The sequence below is a fragment of the Rhodanobacter sp. FW106-PBR-R2A-2-24 genome, from assembly GCF_058789615.1.
Window position 1 is genome coordinate 1,359,719 of the sequence record NZ_JBYTBV010000002.1, and the last position, 18,711, is coordinate 1,378,429.

Annotated in this window: 16 protein-coding genes and 1 riboswitch; of the genes, 6 read left to right on the forward strand and 10 right to left on the reverse strand. The window is 68.6% G+C overall.

Going from position 1 to position 18,711, the window contains the following annotated elements; genetic code table 11:
* Positions 1-2 precede the first annotated feature (2 nt).
* The 4 genes from AC3WQA_RS07460 to ppc form a co-directional block, all read right to left on the reverse strand.
* Positions 3-2,459, reverse strand: coding sequence for an ADOP family duplicated permease (locus AC3WQA_RS07460; protein WP_492674442.1), 2,457 nt, complete (start codon positions 2,457-2,459; stop codon positions 3-5).
* Entirely contained in the window at positions 2,456-3,226 is a 771-nt protein-coding gene (locus AC3WQA_RS07465; protein WP_492674443.1) for an ABC transporter ATP-binding protein, read from the reverse strand. The genes AC3WQA_RS07460 and AC3WQA_RS07465 overlap by 4 nt, the downstream gene beginning before the upstream one ends.
* Before the next feature lie 179 nt (positions 3,227-3,405).
* Complete coding sequence (locus tag AC3WQA_RS07470) at positions 3,406-4,659, reverse strand: efflux RND transporter periplasmic adaptor subunit (RefSeq protein WP_492674444.1); 1,254 nt, start codon at positions 4,657-4,659, stop codon at positions 3,406-3,408.
* A 321-nt stretch (positions 4,660-4,980) separates the two neighbouring features.
* Positions 4,981-7,689, reverse strand: coding sequence for a phosphoenolpyruvate carboxylase (gene ppc / locus AC3WQA_RS07475; RefSeq protein ID WP_492674445.1), 2,709 nt, complete (start codon positions 7,687-7,689; stop codon positions 4,981-4,983).
* 161 nt (positions 7,690-7,850) lie between these two features.
* Positions 7,851-7,927, forward strand: a riboswitch (S-adenosyl-L-homocysteine riboswitch).
* A gap of 49 nt (positions 7,928-7,976) precedes the next feature.
* On the opposite strand from ppc, the gene ahcY reads away from it, so the two are divergent.
* Together ahcY and AC3WQA_RS07485 are read left to right on the forward strand one after the other, a co-directional pair.
* On the forward strand, positions 7,977-9,398 hold the full coding sequence (gene ahcY, locus AC3WQA_RS07480) for an adenosylhomocysteinase (RefSeq protein WP_492674446.1): 1,422 nt from the start codon (positions 7,977-7,979) through the stop codon (positions 9,396-9,398).
* A gap of 259 nt (positions 9,399-9,657) precedes the next feature.
* A complete protein-coding gene (locus tag AC3WQA_RS07485; protein ID WP_492674447.1) occupies positions 9,658-10,146 on the forward strand; it encodes a hypothetical protein in 489 nt (162 codons plus the stop codon).
* A gap of 169 nt (positions 10,147-10,315) precedes the next feature.
* Here AC3WQA_RS07485 and AC3WQA_RS07490 read toward each other — a convergent pair whose 3' ends face one another.
* Positions 10,316-10,873: a DUF3228 family protein gene (locus AC3WQA_RS07490; RefSeq protein WP_492674448.1), complete on the reverse strand. Its 558-nt coding sequence runs from the start codon at positions 10,871-10,873 to the stop codon at positions 10,316-10,318.
* A gap of 62 nt (positions 10,874-10,935) precedes the next feature.
* Here AC3WQA_RS07490 and AC3WQA_RS07495 point away from each other — a divergent pair, with 62 nt between their 5' ends.
* The gene (locus tag AC3WQA_RS07495; RefSeq protein WP_492674449.1) at positions 10,936-11,397 is read left to right on the forward strand and encodes a YehS family protein; all 462 of its coding nucleotides are present in this window, start codon (positions 10,936-10,938) and stop codon (positions 11,395-11,397) included.
* Between the two features lie 132 nt (positions 11,398-11,529).
* Positions 11,530-12,018, forward strand: coding sequence for a DUF456 domain-containing protein (locus AC3WQA_RS07500; protein ID WP_492674450.1), 489 nt, complete (start codon positions 11,530-11,532; stop codon positions 12,016-12,018).
* Here the strand turns inward: AC3WQA_RS07500 and trhA are convergent.
* Complete coding sequence (trhA, locus tag AC3WQA_RS07505; protein WP_492674451.1) at positions 12,015-12,677, reverse strand: PAQR family membrane homeostasis protein TrhA; 663 nt, start codon at positions 12,675-12,677, stop codon at positions 12,015-12,017. The two genes, AC3WQA_RS07500 and trhA, sit on opposite strands and share 4 nt — an antisense overlap.
* Positions 12,678-13,118: 441 nt before the next feature.
* Here trhA and AC3WQA_RS07510 point away from each other — a divergent pair, with 441 nt between their 5' ends.
* Entirely contained in the window at positions 13,119-13,757 is a 639-nt protein-coding gene (locus AC3WQA_RS07510) for an energy transducer TonB (protein WP_492674452.1), read from the forward strand.
* A 252-nt stretch (positions 13,758-14,009) separates the two neighbouring features.
* Positions 14,010-14,597 (forward strand): porin family protein, encoded by a 588-nt coding sequence (locus tag AC3WQA_RS07515; protein ID WP_492674453.1) that lies wholly within the window; start codon positions 14,010-14,012, stop codon positions 14,595-14,597.
* A gap of 111 nt (positions 14,598-14,708) precedes the next feature.
* Here the strand turns inward: AC3WQA_RS07515 and AC3WQA_RS07520 are convergent, their stop codons facing one another.
* The 4 genes from AC3WQA_RS07520 to AC3WQA_RS07535 all read right to left on the reverse strand — a co-directional run bounded on the left by AC3WQA_RS07520 (position 14,709) and on the right by AC3WQA_RS07535 (position 18,691).
* Positions 14,709-15,713: a class I fructose-bisphosphate aldolase gene (locus tag AC3WQA_RS07520; RefSeq protein ID WP_492674454.1), complete on the reverse strand. Its 1,005-nt coding sequence runs from the start codon at positions 15,711-15,713 to the stop codon at positions 14,709-14,711.
* A 129-nt stretch (positions 15,714-15,842) separates the two neighbouring features.
* Entirely contained in the window at positions 15,843-16,286 is a 444-nt protein-coding gene (locus AC3WQA_RS07525) for an energy transducer TonB (RefSeq protein ID WP_492674455.1), read from the reverse strand.
* 41 nt (positions 16,287-16,327) lie between these two features.
* Positions 16,328-17,803: a pyruvate kinase gene (pyk, locus tag AC3WQA_RS07530; RefSeq protein ID WP_492674456.1), complete on the reverse strand. Its 1,476-nt coding sequence runs from the start codon at positions 17,801-17,803 to the stop codon at positions 16,328-16,330.
* A 69-nt stretch (positions 17,804-17,872) separates the two neighbouring features.
* Positions 17,873-18,691: a S1/P1 nuclease gene (locus tag AC3WQA_RS07535; RefSeq protein ID WP_492674457.1), complete on the reverse strand. Its 819-nt coding sequence runs from the start codon at positions 18,689-18,691 to the stop codon at positions 17,873-17,875.
* Between the last annotated feature and the right edge of the window lie 20 nt (positions 18,692-18,711).

The following is an 18,711-nucleotide window of genomic DNA, read 5'->3' on the forward strand; positions in this document are numbered from 1 at the left end:
CGTCACTCTCCCTTCAAGGCATGCATCGGTGCGGTACGTGCCGCGCGCAGCGCGGGCAACAGGCAGGCCAGCAGGCCGGCGATGGCGAGCACTACGCACACGCCCAGCGCCACCGCCGGGTCAAAGACCTTGCTGCGGCCGAGCAAGGTCATCAGCAGCACTGCCACGGCGCGCGATGCAGCCGCTGCGGCGACCACGCCGATCGCCAATCCCACCGCGACCTGCAGCAGTCCACCACGCAACACCAGTTGCAGCAGCCGCCACGGCGCGGCGCCCAGCGCCATGCGCACGCCGAACTCGCGTTCGCGCGCGGCCACCGCCACCGCCATCACCGCGTACAGGCCGGCGGCGGCGAGCAGCAAGGCCAGCGCGGCGAACAGGCCGATCAGCCACAGGCTGAGCCGCGCGCTCGCCGTGGTCTGGTGCACGATGTTCCGCATGGTGCGCAGGTTGGCGATGGGCTGCTCGGGCGCGACCTCGGCCAGTGCCGCGCGCACGCCAGCCTGCCAGTCCATCGGGTTGCCGTGGCCACGCAGGGCGAAGCGCAGCGGCTCCAGGCGGCGGAAGATCACCATCATCGTCTCGGGCACCTGCGCCAACGGCACGTAGATCACCGGCTGCTTCGGTTGCAGTGCGCCGCGCTGATACGTGGCCCCCACCACGCCGACGATATGAAGCGGCCATACACCGCCCTCATCACGAGGCACGTCGACCACCTTGCCCACCGCGTGGCCGCCGTAATACGTGTCGGCCAGATCCTGACTGACGACGGCCACTCGCTCACCACCGCGCACATCATTGCTGTCGAAGTCACGGCCTTCCAGGAGAGGGATGGAGAACAGCTTGAAAAAGCTGGGCCCAACGCCGTGGTATTGCGCCACGAACTCCTTGCCATCGGCCGTGTGCACGCCACTCTGCAACTGGCCGTACATGTTGTCGCTGACGGGCAGGTTGGTGGTCACGGTGGCGTCGGTGACGCCGGGAATCGCGTGCAAACGCTGCGCCAGGCGCTGCGACAGGTTCCACACCGAGGTCACATCGGTGTAATCGGCCTGCACCGGCGCCAGCTCGAAGGTAAGCACGTTGTCGTCGGCAAAGCCCAGTTGCAACCGCGACGCGTCGTACAGCCCGTGCATGAACACGCCGGCCGCGCACAGCAGCACCGCCGCCAGCGCCACCTGCGCCACCACCAGCACGCGGCCCAACCGACCGCTGCGCAGGCCGATGCCGCTGCGGCCACCCTCGCGCAATTCATCCACCGCAGTCGCGCTGCGGCTGCGCCACAGCGCCAGCCCTGCCGTCAGCAGCGCGCCCAGCAAACCCACCGCGAACGACAACAGCCACGCCGCAGCACCGACATGCAGGCGTCCACCCCACAGCCATGCGGCAGGAATGAAACCCTGCAGCAAGGCCAGACTCGCCGTCGCCAGCGCCATGCCCGCCAGCGCACCGACACCGCCGATCAGCAGGCCCTCGCCCAGTGCCGGCAGCATCAGCCGCAGCAGCGGCGCGCCCAACGCGCTGCGCACCGCGGTATCGTGGTTGCGCGACAGCGCACGCAGCAGCATCAGGTTGGTCAGATTGACCAGCGCGATCAGCAGCACCAGCAGCGCGCTGGCCATGAACAGCAGCAGCATCGGCCGCGCATCCTGCTGCGCGGTCGAGGCCAGGCCCTCGGCGCCGAAGCGCGGCTTCTTCCAGTTGCCGCCCATGCCCATGTCGCGATACATCGTGCGTTCGCGCGCATCGGCCTGTGCCGACACCGCGGCCATGTCGGCACCGGGAGCCAGTCGCGCCAGTGCCACCGTGCCGTTGTGGTTGTAGTCGTGGCTGCCCACCGGCAAGGCCGTCGGCAGCACCACGTCGCCCGGTCCCAGCACCGTGTTGAAGGCCGCCGGCAGCACGCCGACGATGGTGTGCGGCACACCCTCCACCTGCAGGCTGCGGCCGATCACGCGACGGTCGCCGCCGTAGCTGCGCTGCCAGAAACCGTAGCCGAGGATGACCGCGGGCGGCCCGTGCGGGCGATCCTCCTGCGCGTCGAAGTTGCGCCCCAGCACCGGCTGCAAGTCCAATGTGGGCAGCAGTGGCCGATCCATGTAGATCACCGGCACCTGCGTCGGCGCGCCGGCACCAGCGACGTTCACCGTCGAGCGCGGCCGCCACAACCCCAGCGAAACCACGCCATCGAGCTTGTCCAGGTACTGGTATTCGTGCGGCGAGATGCCGCCCGGATGACCGTTGTCGTGCAGGCTGCCGATCACCACCAGCTGCGCTGGCTGCGGCACCGGCAGTGGTCGCCACAAGCTGTTCTGGATCAGCGTGGCCACCGCCACGCTCGCGGCGATGCCCAGCGCCAGCACGCCAGCGGCCAGCAGCAGAAAACCGGGGCGGCGCAGGCTGGCGCGCCAGGCGCGCCAGATTTCGGTGAGCCAGATGTTCGACAGCATGGCGTTCATGCGCCGGCGCCCGTTTCGAGGCGGCTGCCGATCAGCGCGTCGAGGCGCGCTTCGTCTTCGGTGCGCAGGCGGTGGAAGGTTTCCTCGTCGACCACGCGGCCGTCGAACAGGCGGATCTTGCGCTGGGCGAGCTCGGCGTAGCGGGCGTCGTGGGTGACCATGCAGATGGTGGCGCCGCCCTGGTGCAGTTCGGCGAGCAGGGCCATCACCGCTTCGCCGTTGCGCGAGTCGAGGTTGCCGGTGGGTTCGTCGGCGAGCAGGATCGCGGGCTTGCCCACCAGCGCGCGCGCCACCGCGACGCGCTGCTGCTGGCCACCGGAGAGCTGCGCGGGGTAATGCCGCATGCGGTGCGCCATGCCCACCCGTTCCAGCGCTTCCTGCACGCGGGCGCGGCGTTCGATGGCGTGGATGTTGCCGCGGTAGGTGAGCGGCAGCTCCACGTTTTCTTCAACGGTGAGGTCGCCGATCAGGTTGAAGGCCTGGAAGATGAAGCCGATCTCGGCGTTGCGGATGCGTGCGCGTTGCGCGGCCCCCAGCGCGGCGACGTCGTGGCCGTTCAACACGTAGCTGCCGCTGCTGGCGGTATCGAGCAGGCCGAGGATCGACAGCAAGGTGGTCTTGCCGCAGCCGGACGGGCCGGAGATGGAAACGTACTCGCCACGCGCGATGCTGAGGTGCACCTCGCTGAGCGCGTGGGTTTCCACCTCATCGGTCTGGAACACCTTGCGCAGTTCGGTGAGGGTGATGACGTTGGCGGGGTGGGTCATGACGTATCCAGGCTCGATGGTTTGGATGTTCCTTCTCCCTTCGGGAGAAGGTGGCCCGAAGGGCCGGATGAGGGTTCGGGTGAAACACGGCGTATCGCGAGATTCGCACCCTCTCCCCAACCCCTCTCCCGGAGGGAGATGGGCTCGAGCACGGCATCTCCCAAAGGGAGAGGGTTCACTCATTTCAGCTTGATGCGGTCGTACTTGTCCCACTGGCTGGTGTCGGAAAGGATCACCCGGTCGCCGGCTTTCAATCCGCGCAGGATCTCGACGCGGTCCACCGAAGCCGCGCCGACGCGCACCGGCACGCGGGTCGCGGTGTCTCCCGACGCGTCGAGGCGAAACAGGCTGAGCGTGCCGTCGGCCTTGGCCAGCGCGGGGCGGCCCACCGAGAGCACCTCATGCAGCTGGGCGATCAGGATGCGCCCGTCCACCGAGAGGTCGGGCCGCGCGCCTTCCGGCAGCTTGCCCGCGAGGTTCACGTCCACCTGCACGCTGCCGTTGCGCACGGCGGGATCGATACGTTCCACCTTGCCGTCGACCGCGCCGTTGTGGGTGTCCACACTCACCGCCATGCCGATCTGCACATCCTTGGCCTGCACCTCGGGCACCTGCAGGCGCGCGATCAGCACGTCGGGCCGGGCCACGCGGGCGAGGTTGGCGCCGGTGGCGACCTGGGCACCTTCCTGCACCGCCACTTCCTGCAGCACGCCTCTGATTCCAGCCTTCACCTGCAGCGCATCGGCCTGGCGCTGGCGCAGCTGCAGGTTGCTCTGCTGCTGTACCAGCGCGGCCCGTGCCGCATCAATCTGCGCCTGCATGCTGGCGGCGAACGCGGCCACGCGCTGCTGCTCGATGCCGCTGCGCTCCTTGAGCTGGGCCAGCGCGATCTGGCCCTGCTCGAACTGCACGCGCGGGATCAGGTGCTCCTTCGCGGCGATGGCGTCGGCATCGGCCTTGACCTTGGCCGAGGCGTAATCGGAGCGCGCCTGTGCCAGCGCGCTGCGCTGGTCGAGCAGTTGCGATGCCAGCTCGGCGCGCTTGGCGGCCACCTGCGCCTGCGCCGCCGCCACCTGCGCCTGCGCGTTGCGCAGCGCGTCCTCGGTGGCCGGATCGGCGAGTTTCATCAGCACGGTGGCGGGCTGCACCGTCGCGCCCGGCCACACCAGGATCTTTTCCACGGTGGCGGGCGTGGCGGCGGCCAGCCAGCGGATCTCGCGCGGCACCAGCGTGCCGGTGGCGCGTACCTCGCGCAGCATGTCGCCCTGCTGCACGGCGTCGATCCACAGGCTGCCGCGCTCCGCCACGGGCAGTGCCGGCCCCAGCCGCCAGACCAGTACGGCGAGCGCGGCCACGACGGTGATGCCGCCGCCCAGCATGAGCTTGAAGCGGCGGCGCTTGCGCGTGCCATAGATCGGGTTGGCGATATCCATGCGGCATGCATGGCAAGCCGCGTGCCAACCACGTGCCGGCGGCAAATGTCTTGCGGATCAAGGCGGCGGCGCGATCGGTTCGCGCGGGCCACGGCGGCACGCCGTCCGCATCCGGATCACGACGTCCGTGGGCGGACGCCATGATCCGGCGAGCCGGGCGGCCTTCAGAGCCGCTGAGGATTTCCGCTTCCTGCGGAAATCCTCAGCGTCGCGTCCGGCGCAGGTTCGTCGTACGCGCCTGCGTGGATCCATCACTTGCGTGACCGACCCGCGACCGGCCACCCGTGGCCGGGCTTCGAGGCTGAAAAAAATCACGGCCTCTCAGCCGGTGTTCTGCAAGCCTTGCGCGACGCCGTTGACGCAGGCCACCAGCGCCCGCAGCAGGGCGTCGTCCTGGCGGTCGCCGGCGCGCCAGCGTGCCAGCAGATCCACCTGCAGCAGGCTCATCGGGTCGATGTAGGGGTTGCGCAGGCGGATCGAGGCGGCCAGGCGCGGGTCGCCTTGGAGCAGGTCGCTGGCGCCCTTGAGTCGCAGCAGTCCATCGCGGCTGCGCTCAAACTCGGCGCGGATCAGGGCGAAGAAGCCTTCGTGCAGCGGGCCGGCGAGTTTCGAGAACGCCTCGGCGATGGCGAGGTCGCACTTGGCCAGCAGCATCTCCACGTCGTCCAGCGCGTTGGCGAGGAACGGCCAGTCACGCGCCATCTCGGCCATGGCCTGCTCGCCGTATTCGGCCACGCCCCATGCCAGCGCGCTGCCCAGGCCATACCAGCCGGTGAGGATGGAGCGGCATTGCGTCCAGGCGAACACCCAGGGGATGCAGCGCAGGTCCTCCACGCCGCGCATGCTGCGCCGGCGCGAGGGGCGCGAGCCCAGCGCCATGCGCTCGATCACGTCGATCGGCGTGGCGCCGCGGAAATACTCCACGAAGCCCGCGCGTTCGACCAGCGCGCGGTAGGCCTGCCGGCTGCGCGCCGACAGCGCGTGCATGCGTTCACGCCACAAGGCCTCGCGCGCTTCCTCGTCGCGCGGGCGCAGGCTGGCGCGCAGCACCGCGCCCACGGTCTGCTCGAAGTTGCGCAGCGCCAGCGCGCGGATGCCGTACTTGCGGTGGATCACCTCGCCCTGCTCGGTGACGCGCAGGATGCCCGCCACCGATCCGCGCGGCGAGGACAGCAGCGCCGGCGTGATGCGCGCGCCACCGCGGCTGGCCGAACCGCCACGGCCGTGGAAGAACGCCAGCGCGATGCCGTGCTCGCGCGCCACCTCCAGCAACTCCACCTGGGCACGCTGCAAGCCCCAGCGCGAGGCCAGCGTGCCGCCATCCTTGCCGCTGTCGGAGTAGCCCAGCATCACCCACTGGCGATCGCCGCGCGCGGCGAGGTGGGCACGGTAAAGCGGATCGGCGAACAGGGCGCGCAGCGTGGCCGGAGCATTGGCGAGGTCGTCGATGGTCTCGAACAGCGGGGCGATGTCCAGCGGAACGCTGTCGCCGTCGACCAGGCCGCCATGCCGCGCCAGCGCCAGCACCGCCAGCACGTCGGCGGCGGAGCGCGTCATGCTGATGATGTAGAGGCCAAGGGCTTGCGCGCCGTAACGCTGGCGCGCGTCGCGCAGGGCGGCGAACACGGCGCGCAGCGAGGTGGCCACGCTGTCCTCGCTGGCGACGAAGGCGCGCTCGCCGCGCAGGTGCGCGTGCAGCGTCGACACGCGCTCGGCCACATCGCGCGCGGCCCAATCGGCATCGTTGAACAAGGCGGCCAGCGCGTCGTCATGCACGCGCGAATCCTGCCGCGCGTCGAGCCGGGCGAGGTGGAAACCGAAGCTGCGCACGCGCCAGACCAGCCGCTGCACCGCGTAGGCGCCGGCATGCAGGCCGCGGTGCTCGATCAGGCTGGCGGCGATCAGTTCGAGATCGGCACGCAGCTCGTCGGCGCTGGCGTAGGCCTCCGGGTGCGCGTCCTCGTGGGTCGCCTCCAGCCGCGCGCCGATCAGGGTGAGCAGGCAGCGGTAGGGCATGTCGGCATGCCGCGGGCGGATGCGCGCCACGGCCTGCGGAAGGCGCGCGCGGTAATCGTCCAGGCGCGCGCTCAGCGCGACGGATACGGCCACGCGATCCTCGGTCTGGCTGAGCAGACGCGCGAGCGCGGCAACGTCGGCGATGTAGCGCTGCAGTACCCGCGAACGCTGCGCCGCAAGGCTGGCGGCGATGGTGTCGGCACCCACGTTGGGGTTGCCGTCCATGTCGCCGCCCACCCAGGTGGCGAAGGAGAGCAGACGCGGCAGCGGCGTCGCCACGCCGTACACCGCCTGCAGGGCATCGGCCAGCGCCTCGTACAGCGCGGGCACCACGCGGTAGATCGGATCGGCGAGATAGAAGCCCACATGGTCGCGCTCGTCCTGCACGCTGGGGCGCACCTTCGACGCTTCCGCCGTCTGCCAGCCGGCGGTGAGCGCCATGTGGATGCGCGCCGCGTCCTCATCGCGCTCCTGCGGCGTGCGCCCGGCGTCGAAGCCGTCGACCAGGGCGTGCACGATGGCCTGCTCCTTCTCCAGCAGGGAGGCGCGCACCGCCTCGGTGGGGTGCGCGGTGAACACCGGCTCCACTTCCAGGCGACCCAGGCAGTCGAGCAGTTCGTCCGCGCCCACGCCTTGCGCCTGCAGCCGCGCCAGCACGTCGCGCAGCGATTCGGGTTGCGCCGCGACGCCCGCGCGCTGGTAGTCGCGGCGACGGCGGATGCGGTGCACGCGCTCGGCGACGTTCACCGCGTTGAAGTAGGTGGCGAAGGCCCGCGCCAGCGCCTCGGCATGGGCGGCATCCTGCCCCGCCAGCGGATCGGCCAGCGCGGCCAGCGACGCGCCTTCCTGTCGGCGCGCAATGGCCGCGGTGCGCAGGCCGTCCACCTCCGCGAGGAAAGCCGGCGATGCCTGCTCGGCCAGCATCCGCCCCACCAGGGCGCCCAGCCGGCGCACGTCGTCGCGCAGCGGGGCATCGGGCAGGGCGGCTTCGGTACTGCGGGAGGCGTGGGTCACGACGGCATCGGCTCGCAGGGATGGATACCCAAGCCTAGCGCAGGCCACGGCATATTGCTGCAATGCCGCAAAATGATTTTTCGGCATACCGACCTTCCCCTCCGCACACCTGCCGCCGCACCGCCGGTGACACCTGCGCGCAGCCGCTATAATCGCCGCCTCCCGTCGAGGGGCGCTGCGACCGTGGATGTGCACGGCCAGGCTCGGCGGTCTCTTTTTGCAACGGCGCCCGGTTTGTTGCGTTGCCCCCGGCAACGCGGCTTTTCATCCACGAACCGGAGCCACCCATGAGCACCACCGACTACAAGATCCGCGACATCGCGCTGGCCGATTTCGGCCGCAAGGAACTGGACATCGCCGAGCACGAGATGCCGGGCCTGATGTCGATTCGCAAGAAGTACGCCGCGACCACGCCGCTCAAGGGCGTGCGCGTCACCGGCTCGCTGCACATGACGATCCAGACCGCGGTGCTGATCGAGACGCTCAAGGACATCGGCGCCGACGTGCGCTGGGCCTCGTGCAACATCTTCTCGACGCAGGATCACGCGGCCGCCGCGATCGCCGCCACCGGCACGCCGGTGTTCGCCTGGAAGGGCGAGACGCTGGAGGAATACTGGGACTGCACGCTGGACGCGCTGTCCTTCCCCGACGGCAAGGGCGGCTTCCTCGGCCCGCAGCTGGTGGTGGACGACGGCGGCGACGTGACGCTCTTGATCCACAAGGGCTACGAGCTGGAAAAGGGCGATGCGAGCTGGATCAACAGCGCCTCCGGCAGCCATGAAGAGCAGGTCATCAAGAACCTCTTGAAGCGCGTGGCGAAGGAGCGCCCCGGCTACTGGACGCGCGTGGTCGCCGACTGGAAGGGCGTCTCCGAAGAGACCACCACTGGCGTGCACCGCCTCTACCAGCTCGCCGAAGCGAAGCAGCTGCTGGTGCCGGCGATCAACGTCAACGACTCGGTGACCAAGAGCAAGTTCGACAATCTCTACGGCTGCCGCGAGTCGCTGGCCGACGGCCTGAAGCGCGCGATGGACGTGATGCTGGCCGGCAAGCTGGCCGTGGTCTGCGGCTACGGCGACGTGGGCAAGGGCTGCGCGCACAGCCTGCGCGCCTACGGCGCACGCGTGGTGGTCACCGAGATCGACCCGATCAACGCGCTGCAGGCGGCGATGGAAGGCTTCGAGGTCAACACCGTCGAGAGCACGCTGGGCCGCGGCGACATCTACGTCACCACCACCGGCAACAAGGACATCATCCGCCTCGAACACATGCAGGCGATGAAGGACCAGGCCATCGTCTGCAACATCGGCCACTTCGACAACGAGATCGAGGTGGACGCATTGAACGCCAGCGGCGCGGCGCGCCTCAACATCAAGCCGCAGGTGGACAAGTACACGTTCAAGGACGGCCACTCGATCTTCCTGCTCGCCGAAGGCCGCCTGGTCAACCTGGGCTGCGCCACCGGCCACCCCAGCTTCGTGATGAGCAACAGCTTCAGCAACCAGACGCTGGCGCAGATCGACCTGTGGGCGCACAAGGACAGCTACACCGCCAAGGTCTACATCCTGCCGAAGAAGCTCGACGAGGAAGTCGCCCGCCTGCATCTCGAAAAGATCGGCGTGAAGCTCACCACCCTCACCGCCGAACAAGCCGCCTACCTCGGCGTGCCGGTGGAAGGCCCGTACAAGCCGGATCACTACCGCTACTGAGTATTTGCCGGGAAGGCGCAGGGAGGCGCCTTCCCGGTGGCCCGTCGTATGTGGCAAACGACGCGAGTTCGCCCTGAACCATTTGGCGGCGCTCCGGTCAACCGTCCGCCTTCCCGTTTTTGGAAGGCGGAAGGGGAATCACCTTGAGCGCAACCCAATCCGCACAAGCCGGTGAGCAATCATCAGCCACGCGGCGCACGCAACCACACGACACCGGCGGCCGCTTTCAGGCCGCCCTCTCAACAAGGCCACTCACACCATGAAATATCCTCTCCTGCTGGCGGCAGGTCTCGCCTTGTTCTCCGCAAGCGGCCTGGCAACCGATGCCGGCATGTTCCCGAATGTGACCCACGGAAAAATGTCCTACGCCGCCTACCTGGCGGCTTATGAGAATCAGGGAAACTCGAAGGAATTCCCCAAGCTGCTGGTTTTTTCCCCTGCCGGGAAATGCGTGGGTGTTACCGACGGCAAGGCGCTGCGCGCCGACAAGGTCGTCGATTTCATCAACGACAGCCTGCGCCACAACAGCAAAGCCTGTGAAGCGGTGACCTCCACAAAATTTGGCGTCTCCAAACTGGGCAAGGATGCCGGCACCGGCAAACCCGAAATCACCCTACTCGTCATCGACGATTTTCCTTTCTGCAAGGCATGCAACGAATTCAAGCAGACGCTGCTGCGCGAGTCGCACAGTTCGCTAGCCAATATGCACCTGACCATCATGGCCGTCTCGCTGGACAAGCAACCCTGAGCAGACGCATGCATAGGTAGCGGCCATCGCCGCTTCGGGCACGCGACCCGCGTCATGCTGGCGAGGGTCATCGCGGCGGCAATCCCCAGGGGGTTCGCCGAAGCTGGGGCGACTCGGCCACCCGGCGCCCTCCTGCCGGAGGGCGCTCCCTTCACCCGACAACTCGAAGCTACGCCCGCCAGTTTGCGTTGTTCTCCCAGAACGCCACCGCGCGTCGATACGCCGCCCGGTCCAGCGGCACACCGGAGCCGCCTTCTTCCACGCCCAGCGCGTTGCGCAGCATGGTGATCGGCGCCATCGGGATTTCCTCCGGCGCCATGGTGTAGAGGCAGCCGACGATGCCCCAGTCGGCCGCGATCGGCTCGCCTTCCTTCGCCAGTTGCTCGCGGCTGTAGAGGATGGGGATGAGCCAGTCCGCCACCGGCGGCAGCACGCCTTCGAACCAGCGCACCAGCACCGGCAGCTCGGCCTTGGTACGCGCCTCGTAACCGCTGCGCAAGAGGTGCCGGTTGGCCGCGGTGATCGGCGCGGTGAGGCAGCGCGTGGACGTCCAGTTGCGATGCACGTGCAGCTGGCAGAACGGCGCATAGCCAGCGATCACCTTGCATGGCGCCGACGCGTTCACATGCCGTTCGAAGGCTTCGGGCGTGGCATCCTGGATGGTGTTGGCGCGCGCCTCGCGCGGGAACAGGCGGGCACGGGCGAACGGAGTGAGGACAATGGACATGGCGGACGCAATGGAGAAAGCCGCAGCGTAGCGCAGGCGCCCGGCCCCGATACAATCGCCGCATGATGAACAATGACATCCTGCGCAACGTGCGCTACATGCTCGATCTGCCCGACGCGAAGTTGGCCACGATCGCCGCACTGGCCGGCCTCAGCGTGCCGCAGGCCGACTTCGACGCCTATCTGAAGAAGGACGACGAAGCCGGCTACCGCGACTGTCCCGACAAGGTGATGGCGCACTTCCTCGACGGCCTGGTGATGCACCGCCGTGGCCGCGACGACAGCCGGCCGGCACCGCCGGTAGCCAGGCGCGTCAGCAACAACCTGGTGCTGAAAAAGCTGCGCGTGGCCTTCGAGCTGCGCGACGAGGAGATGCATGCCATCCTCGCCGCGGTCGGCTTCCCGCTGTCGAAGTCGGAACTCTCCGCGCTGTTCCGCAAGCCCGAGCACCCCAACTACCGCCCCTGCGGCGACCAGCTGCTGCGGCATTTCCTGCGAGGCCTCACCCAGCGGCTGCGCCCTTGAAAGCGCGACCCGGACGGCCGCCCGTTTGATCTTCGCGATCAGGAACGAACGCAAAAGCCCTTGAAAACGCGGCCATGGCCGGCCATCCAACCCTCGCGATCAAGCATGATCGCCCCAGCCAAGGAGCACGCCATGTGGTTTGATCTCGTGTTCTACACCTTGGGCGCACTGCTGATACTGGGAGGCCTGGCGGGCACGATCCTGCCCAGCCTGCCGGGTATCCCGATGGTGTTCGGCGGCATCTGGCTGATTGCCGCGGTGGACGATTACCGCCACCTCGGCTGGTGGTGGCTGCTGCTGATCGGCGCGCTGGGCGCGCTCGGCGTAATCGTGGATTTCATCGCCGGCACGTTGGGCGCCAAGCGCGTGGGCGCCAGCCGGCGCGCGCTGTGGGGAGCCACGCTGGGCACGTTCGCCGGCATGTTCTTCGGCATTCCGGGCATCGTGTGCGGGCCCTTCGTCGGCGCGCTGGTGGGCGAGCTGTCGTCGGGCGCCAGCGTGCTGCGCTCGACGCACGTGGGCATCGGCACCTGGCTGGGCCTCGTACTGGGCGCGCTCCTGAAACTGGCGATCTCGCTGATGATGGTGGGCTTGTTCGGCCTCGCGATGCTGTTCGGTTAACGCGCCGCCGGCAGCACGTAGAACAGCACCGCGAAGTAGTGCAGCACGCTGCCGGCCAGCACGAAGGCGTGCCACAGCGCGTGCTGGAACGGCAGCTTGCGCCACAGATAGAACGGCACGCCCAGCGTGTAGGCCAGCCCGCCCCCGATCAAGAGCGTCATGCCGCCCGCCTGCAGATGCGCCGACAAGGGCTTGAACGCCAGCATGCCGATCCAGCCCATGGCGACATACAGCAGCACCGCCATCCAGCGGAAACGGCGGAACCAGCCCAATTCCAGCACGCTGCCCACCAGCGCCAGCGTCCACACCGCCGAGAACAGGCCCCAGCTCCAGGCTCCGGACAACGCCATCAGGGTGAATGGGGTATAGGTGCCGGCGATCAGCAGGTAGATGGCGATGTGGTCGAGCATGCGCAGCACCGGCTTGGCCGCCAGCACCGGAATCGCGTGGTACAGGGTGGAGGCGGTGTAGAGCAGGATCAGCGTGGCGCCGTACACCGCGCTGGCGGTCACCGCGCGCGCACTGCCATGCAGTGCGGCGAAGGCCACCAGGGTGGTGAGCCCGCCGATGCTGAGCACGATGCCAAGGCCGTGCAGCAGGCTGCTGGCCAGTTCGTCGCCGCGTCGATAGCGCGGCAAGGCAAGGGTGGCGGCGGTCATGGCGTCTCCAGCGGCGGCGTTGCGACAGGTATGGACTTCCCCACCATAGCGCGAACGCCTCCGCCTGCCCAGTGTTGCGATGCGGCAAAAGCGCACCATCCCCCAGCGCACGCGTGAATATCGCATTCACCACGCTTGCACGCGGCATCCATGCCGTTTGCGCGAGGCTGTGCGCGCGGATGAACTCCCATTCCCCGACATCCGCCATTGAGCCCCACCTCCCCGTGGGGCTTTTTTTGCGCGAACGGCCGGCTTTCACGCCGCGTGGACGTCGCCAAACCGAGGCTGAAGCTGCGCCACGACATTCCCCTCTGACCAGGAGCCAGCGCCGCAGAAATCATCCGGACGGCGAAACCCGCCTCGAATGGTTTTACGGCCCAGGCTCCACGGACAGCGTCGCGGCGCACCACAACGCAAACACCCTTGGCAGGAGGTTCCCCCATGTTGCCTTCACGCTTGGCTGTTGCTCCACGCCCCGAACCCGCGCGCATCGCCGCGTTCGCCGCCGCCATCGCGCTCAATCTCGCTGCGCTGCTGATACTCGCCCGGCCGCTGCCGCCGCCGATGCAGTCCCTGTGGCATCGACTGACCACGACGCCGCAGGTCATCTTCATCGAACCGCCGCCACCCCTGCCGCCACCGCCGCCGATCACCCTGAAGCCACTGCCGCATGCCCCGCCGGTGGCGGTGCGGGTGCCGCCGCCAGTCAGTGCGCCGGTGCCGATGCCGAGCACCGAGGGCACGCAGGCGATGCCGCAGCCGATCCCGCCCGGCCCGACGGCAATGACGCCGGCCGCGCCAGTGGAAGCCAGCCTCGCCTATCGCGCCTCGCCGCTGCAGTACCCGCCGCTGGCGCTGCGCCAGCACCTGCAAGGCACCGTGCTGCTGCGCGTGCTGGTGGATGAGGCTGGCCAGCCGGTGCAGGTCGAGATCGAACACGGCAGCGGCTCCACCCTGCTCGACCGCAGCGCCCGCGAACAGGTGCTGGCGCACTGGCGCTTCCAGCCGGCCATCGTCGACGGCCACGCGGTGCGCGCCTGGGCGCACGTGCCGGTGAGCTTCGCATTGCGCGATCTGTAGCAACTGCGCAAGAAGAAACGGGCGCCGCGAGGCGCCCGTTTCGTTTATCCGAACCCCCAAGAGACACGGCTTCGCACCAGGAGCTTGGGCGGCTATCGCCAAAACCGGATGGACTCCCTAGCGGCAAACCGGGTATGCCGTGGCGCCCTGTCGTTCGTCACCCCGTGGTTGCAAACCATATACGAAAATTTTACAGTCGCCCGGCTGCGCCTCGCAGCCACGCTTATCTACTTTGCGCCAAGGAGGCTCCACGTGTTCAAGACACCCATCATTCTTTCCCTCGCCGCCGCCGGCATGATCGCCACCAGCGCCGCCCATGCCGACCAAACCACCGGCTGGTTCGTCAATGGCAACGTGGGAACCGCCCACTACAAGGCCACCGCCAACGGCCTGGGCTCCGGCACCGACAGCAACACCGCCTTCATGCTCAACGCCGGTTGGCGCGACCAGGGCATCCTCGGCTTCGAAGTCGGCTACACCAATCTGGGCAGCAGCAGCGCCAAAGACAACCTGGGCGACAGCGCCAAGCTCCGCGCTGACGGCTGGAACCTGGGCCTGAATGGCCACTTCAACTTCAACGACCACTGGTACATGTCCGCCCGCACCGGCGGCTATCTGTGGAAGTTGAAGGCCAAGGCCACCATCAACAACGGCGGCATCTCGCAAACCTGGCACGGCAGCAAGCAGGGGCTGGGTTGGTACGCGGGCGTAGGCACCGGCTACGACATCAACCAGCACTGGAGCGTGGGCGCGAACTTCGACTACTACAAGATTCGCAACCACGGCGGCTACGACATCGGCACGCGCGTCTTCTCGGTCAGCGGCGAATACCGCTTCTGATCGACGCACTGGCATCGCCAGAATGCGAAACGGGCGCCGCGAGGCGCCCGTTTCGTTTGAGCCGGGCCGCCGTGACCGGGGCCGCCCGACCGACTCCCGGCTATACCGCCCTCAGCCGTTCCACTGCCCCAGCGCGGCCAGGCCGTTGTCGCGGGCGCGGCTGTGCACGGTCTTCTGCGCTTCGGCGTAGTTGGCGGTCATGTCCTTGGCCCACAGCTTCAGCGCGGCCTGCTGCATGGCGCGGCCGTAGGAGAAGGACAGCGGCCACGGGTGCGGGCCGATGCGGTTCATGGCGTTCAGGTGCGCGGTCGACTGCTCGTCGGTCTGGCCACCGGAGAGGAACACGATGCCCGGCAGCGAGGCCGGCACGCAGGTCTTCAGCACGCGCACGGTGGCTTCGGCCACTTCCTCGACTTCGGCCTGCTCGTCGCAGTCCTTGCCCGGAATCACCATGGACACCTTGAGGATGGTGCCTTCCAGCATGACGTTCTGCTCGTACAGCGCGTTGAACAGGCTGCGCAGCACGGCCTCGTGCACTTCGTAGCTCACCTCGATCGAGTGGTCGCCATCCATGATGACTTCCGGCTCGACCATCGGCACCAAGCCGGCCTCCTGGCACAGCGCGGCATAGCGCGCCAGCGCGTGGCAGTTGGCCTCGATGGCGGTGGAGCTGGGGTTGTCCTCGGAGATGTTGATGACCGCGCGCCACTTGCAGAACTGCGCGCCCAGCTTGACGTATTCCTCCAGGCGCGGACGCAAGCCGTCCAGACCTTCGGTGACCACGTCGCCGGGGAAGCCGGCCAGCGGCTGCGGGCCCTTGTCCACCTTGATGCCGGGGATGATGCCGAGCTTCTTCATCAGCTGGGTGAAGGGCACGCCATCCTTGGTCTTCTGGCGGATGGTTTCGTCGTACAGGATCGCGCCGGAGATGTGCTCGTTCAGGCCCGGCGTGGCGAGCAGCAGCTCGCGATAGGCGCGGCGGTTTTCCTCGGTGTTCTCGATACCCACGGCGGCGAACCGCTTAGCGATGGTGTTGGTCGATTCGTCGATGGCGATGATGCCCTTGCCGGGGGCGACCATGGCCAGGGCAACGCTTTCGAGGTCTTCGATACTCATGTCGGCTCCGTGCAGCGAGGCGCCAGCGCCCGCCAAAGGGTGAAGCTGCCCCGGGCGGGGCGGCGGTGGTAACGCACGATTATATCGAAATCACCCGGAGCCGCGCTGCAGAGCCCGGCGCCTGCGGCATCAGTGGCCGTAACCGTCCAGCTTGCAGGGCGCCATCACCTTCTGCATGCCCTCGGCGCCGTCGGGCGCGTTGAAGGGCACGACGTAGTAGGTGGCGATGGGCTGGCCAATCTTGTTGGTGAGCGAGGGGCCGTAGCGGAAGTTCTTCACCGCGCTGACGGCGGCGTTGCCCAGGTCGCTCTTGGGCACCAGCTTGGCCAGTTGCACCTGCATCGGCACGCCGTCGGAGCCGATGACATAGGTCACCGCCGCGCAGCCGGGCTTGTCGAGGTTCAGCCCCGAATTGGGCAGGTCGGCGTTGACCTTGGTGTTGAGCCGTATCCAGTAGTGATACAGATCCTGCGGGCCGATCCGTTTGGCCTGTTGCGCCAGCGCCGGCGCGGCGCAGGCCAGGGAGCACAACAGGACCAGGGAACGCGACAGGAAGCGACGGAACGGGCGCATCGGCATCTCCGGGGAGTGGGGGCTGCCCCAGTCTAACTGCGTCACAGCTCGCGGATGCTGTCCACCGCGCCGCCTGCGCCCACCGACAGCAGCTTGAGCGTATTGGTGCCGCCGACGTGGCCGACGCGGTCGCCGTAGGTGATGACCACGCTGTCGCCCACGGCGAGCTTGCCCTGCTCGAACAGCAGGCGCACGGCGGCACGGGTGGAAGCGGCCATGCTCTGCTTCTCGCCATGGTGGAAGGCGACCGGACGCACATCGCGCAGCACCTGCATGCGGCGGCGCGCGGCGGCCAGCGGCGACAGGCCGTAGATCGGCACCGCGCTGCGGTAGCGCGACAGCCACTGCGCGGTGGCGCCCGATTCGGTGAGCGCCACGATGGCGCACACGCCGAGCTGGCCGGCCAGCACCATCGCGGCCAGCGCGATGGCCTGGTCGGTGCGATCCAGCCGGTGATGGGCGCGGGTGAGGCTGTCGCGCGGCTCGAACTGGCGCTCGGCGCCGAGGCAGATCCGCGCCATCGCGGCCACCGCCTTGTCCGGATGCGCGCCGGCGGCGGTTTCCTCCGACAGCATCACCGCATCGGTGCCGTCGATCACCGCGTTGGCCACGTCCAGCACCTCGGCGCGGGTGGGGATCGGCGAGCTCACCATCGACTGCAGCATCTGCGTGGCGGTGATGACGGCGCGGTTGCGCTGGATCGTCTCGCGGATGATCTTCTTCTGCAGGCCGGGCAGTTCGGCGTCGCCGATCTCCACGCCGAGGTCGCCACGCGCCACCATCACCACGTCGGAGGCATCGATGATCTCGCCCAGCACGGGGATGGCGTCGGCGCGCTCGATCTTGGACACCAGCGCGGCGTTGCCGCCGGCCTCGCGCAGCAGGCGGCGTGCCTGGTGCATGTCCTCGGCGGTGCGCACGAAGGAGACGGCGAGGAAGTCCGCGCCGATCTCGGCGGCGAGCTTGATGTCGGCCTTGTCCTTGTCCGACAGCGCGGAGACGGACAGCCCGCCGCCCTGGCGGTTCAGCCCCTTGCGGTCGGACAGCTTGCCGCCCACCAGCACGCTGCAGCGGATCTCGCTGCCGGCGACCTCGTTCACGGTGAGCGCCACCAAACCATCGTCCAGCAGCAGCACGTCGCCGGGGTGCACGTCGCGCGGCAGGTCGAGGTAGCTCACGCCCACGCGGGTGACGTCGCCGGGCGGCGCATCGGCGCGGCAGTCGAGCACGAAGGGCTGACCGACTTCCAGTTGAACCGGGCCGGCGGCGAACTTCTCCACGCGGATCTTCGGCCCCTGCAGGTCGGCCAGCACGCCCACCTCGCGACCGGCCGCCTCCGCTGCGGCTTTGACTGCGGCGGCGCGCGCGCGGTGGTCGTCGGGCGTGCCGTGCGAGAGGTTCAGGCGCACCACGTCCACGCCCGCGGCGATGATCTTTTCGAGCATGCCGGGCGCGTCGGTGGCAGGGCCGAGGGTGGCGACGATACGGGTGCGGCGGGTCTGGGCTGGCTGGCTCATGCGGGCAATGGTTTTGCGGTGGTCTGCCCGACTATACGCGAGCCGCCGCGCCCATCCGGCGGGGCTTGCTCAATTCCGCAAAGTGGTATTGAGCAGCCGCGCCAGCCGCGCACCGGCCAGGCGCAGCTGATGCTCCGCCAGCGGCAGCTCGGCCGCGACGTAGGCCGGGCCGATGCGGTGGCCAGCGGGGTAGAAGCCCGGCGCGGCGGTGAGCCGGCAGGAGGCCTCGGCCCACTGCGCGTAGGGGTCGTCCAGCGGCGCGATGGCCGGTGGCAGCGTCACCGGCCCTTCGGCGGCAAGCTGGGCCGCGTAGGCCGGCCAGTCCAGTCCGCGCGTCTCCAGCAGGCTTGAGTCCCACACCTTGTGCAGGTGGCTGCCTTCGTCATTGAAGCGCACCTGATACTTGTTGCCGCCGAAGTCGTCGCGATAGCCGGCATGCAGCGGCTGGTGGATGTCGCCCACGAAATGGGTGACGAAGATCAGCGCCTGCAAGCGGTCAGCGTCGCTGCGCGTCTTGTCGCCGAGGATGGTCACATAGCGCGCGAGGCCGCCCACCACGCACTCGCCGTCGCGGCAATCACGCGGCGGTACATAATCGCAGGTCGGGCCGCCACGAAAGTCGATGTAATGCAGCTTGCGCGTGCGCTCCCACAAATCCTTCTGTGCCGGCGCATCGCGAAGCTGGTCGGGCCAAGCCGCGACATCCGCCAGCCGATCCGTGTGATCGGCGGCGAGCAGGTGCTTCACCTCGGCGGCGGCGGCCGGATCGAGTTGCCGCTGCGCGAGCGCGGCCACGATGCTGTGGCCCAGCGGCCCCCAAGCCTGTGCGGCGGGCACCACGAAGGCGGTGGCAAGTAAAGCGGCAAGCAGACGACGACGCAGCGACATGGGCGAAATCCAAAGGGCGA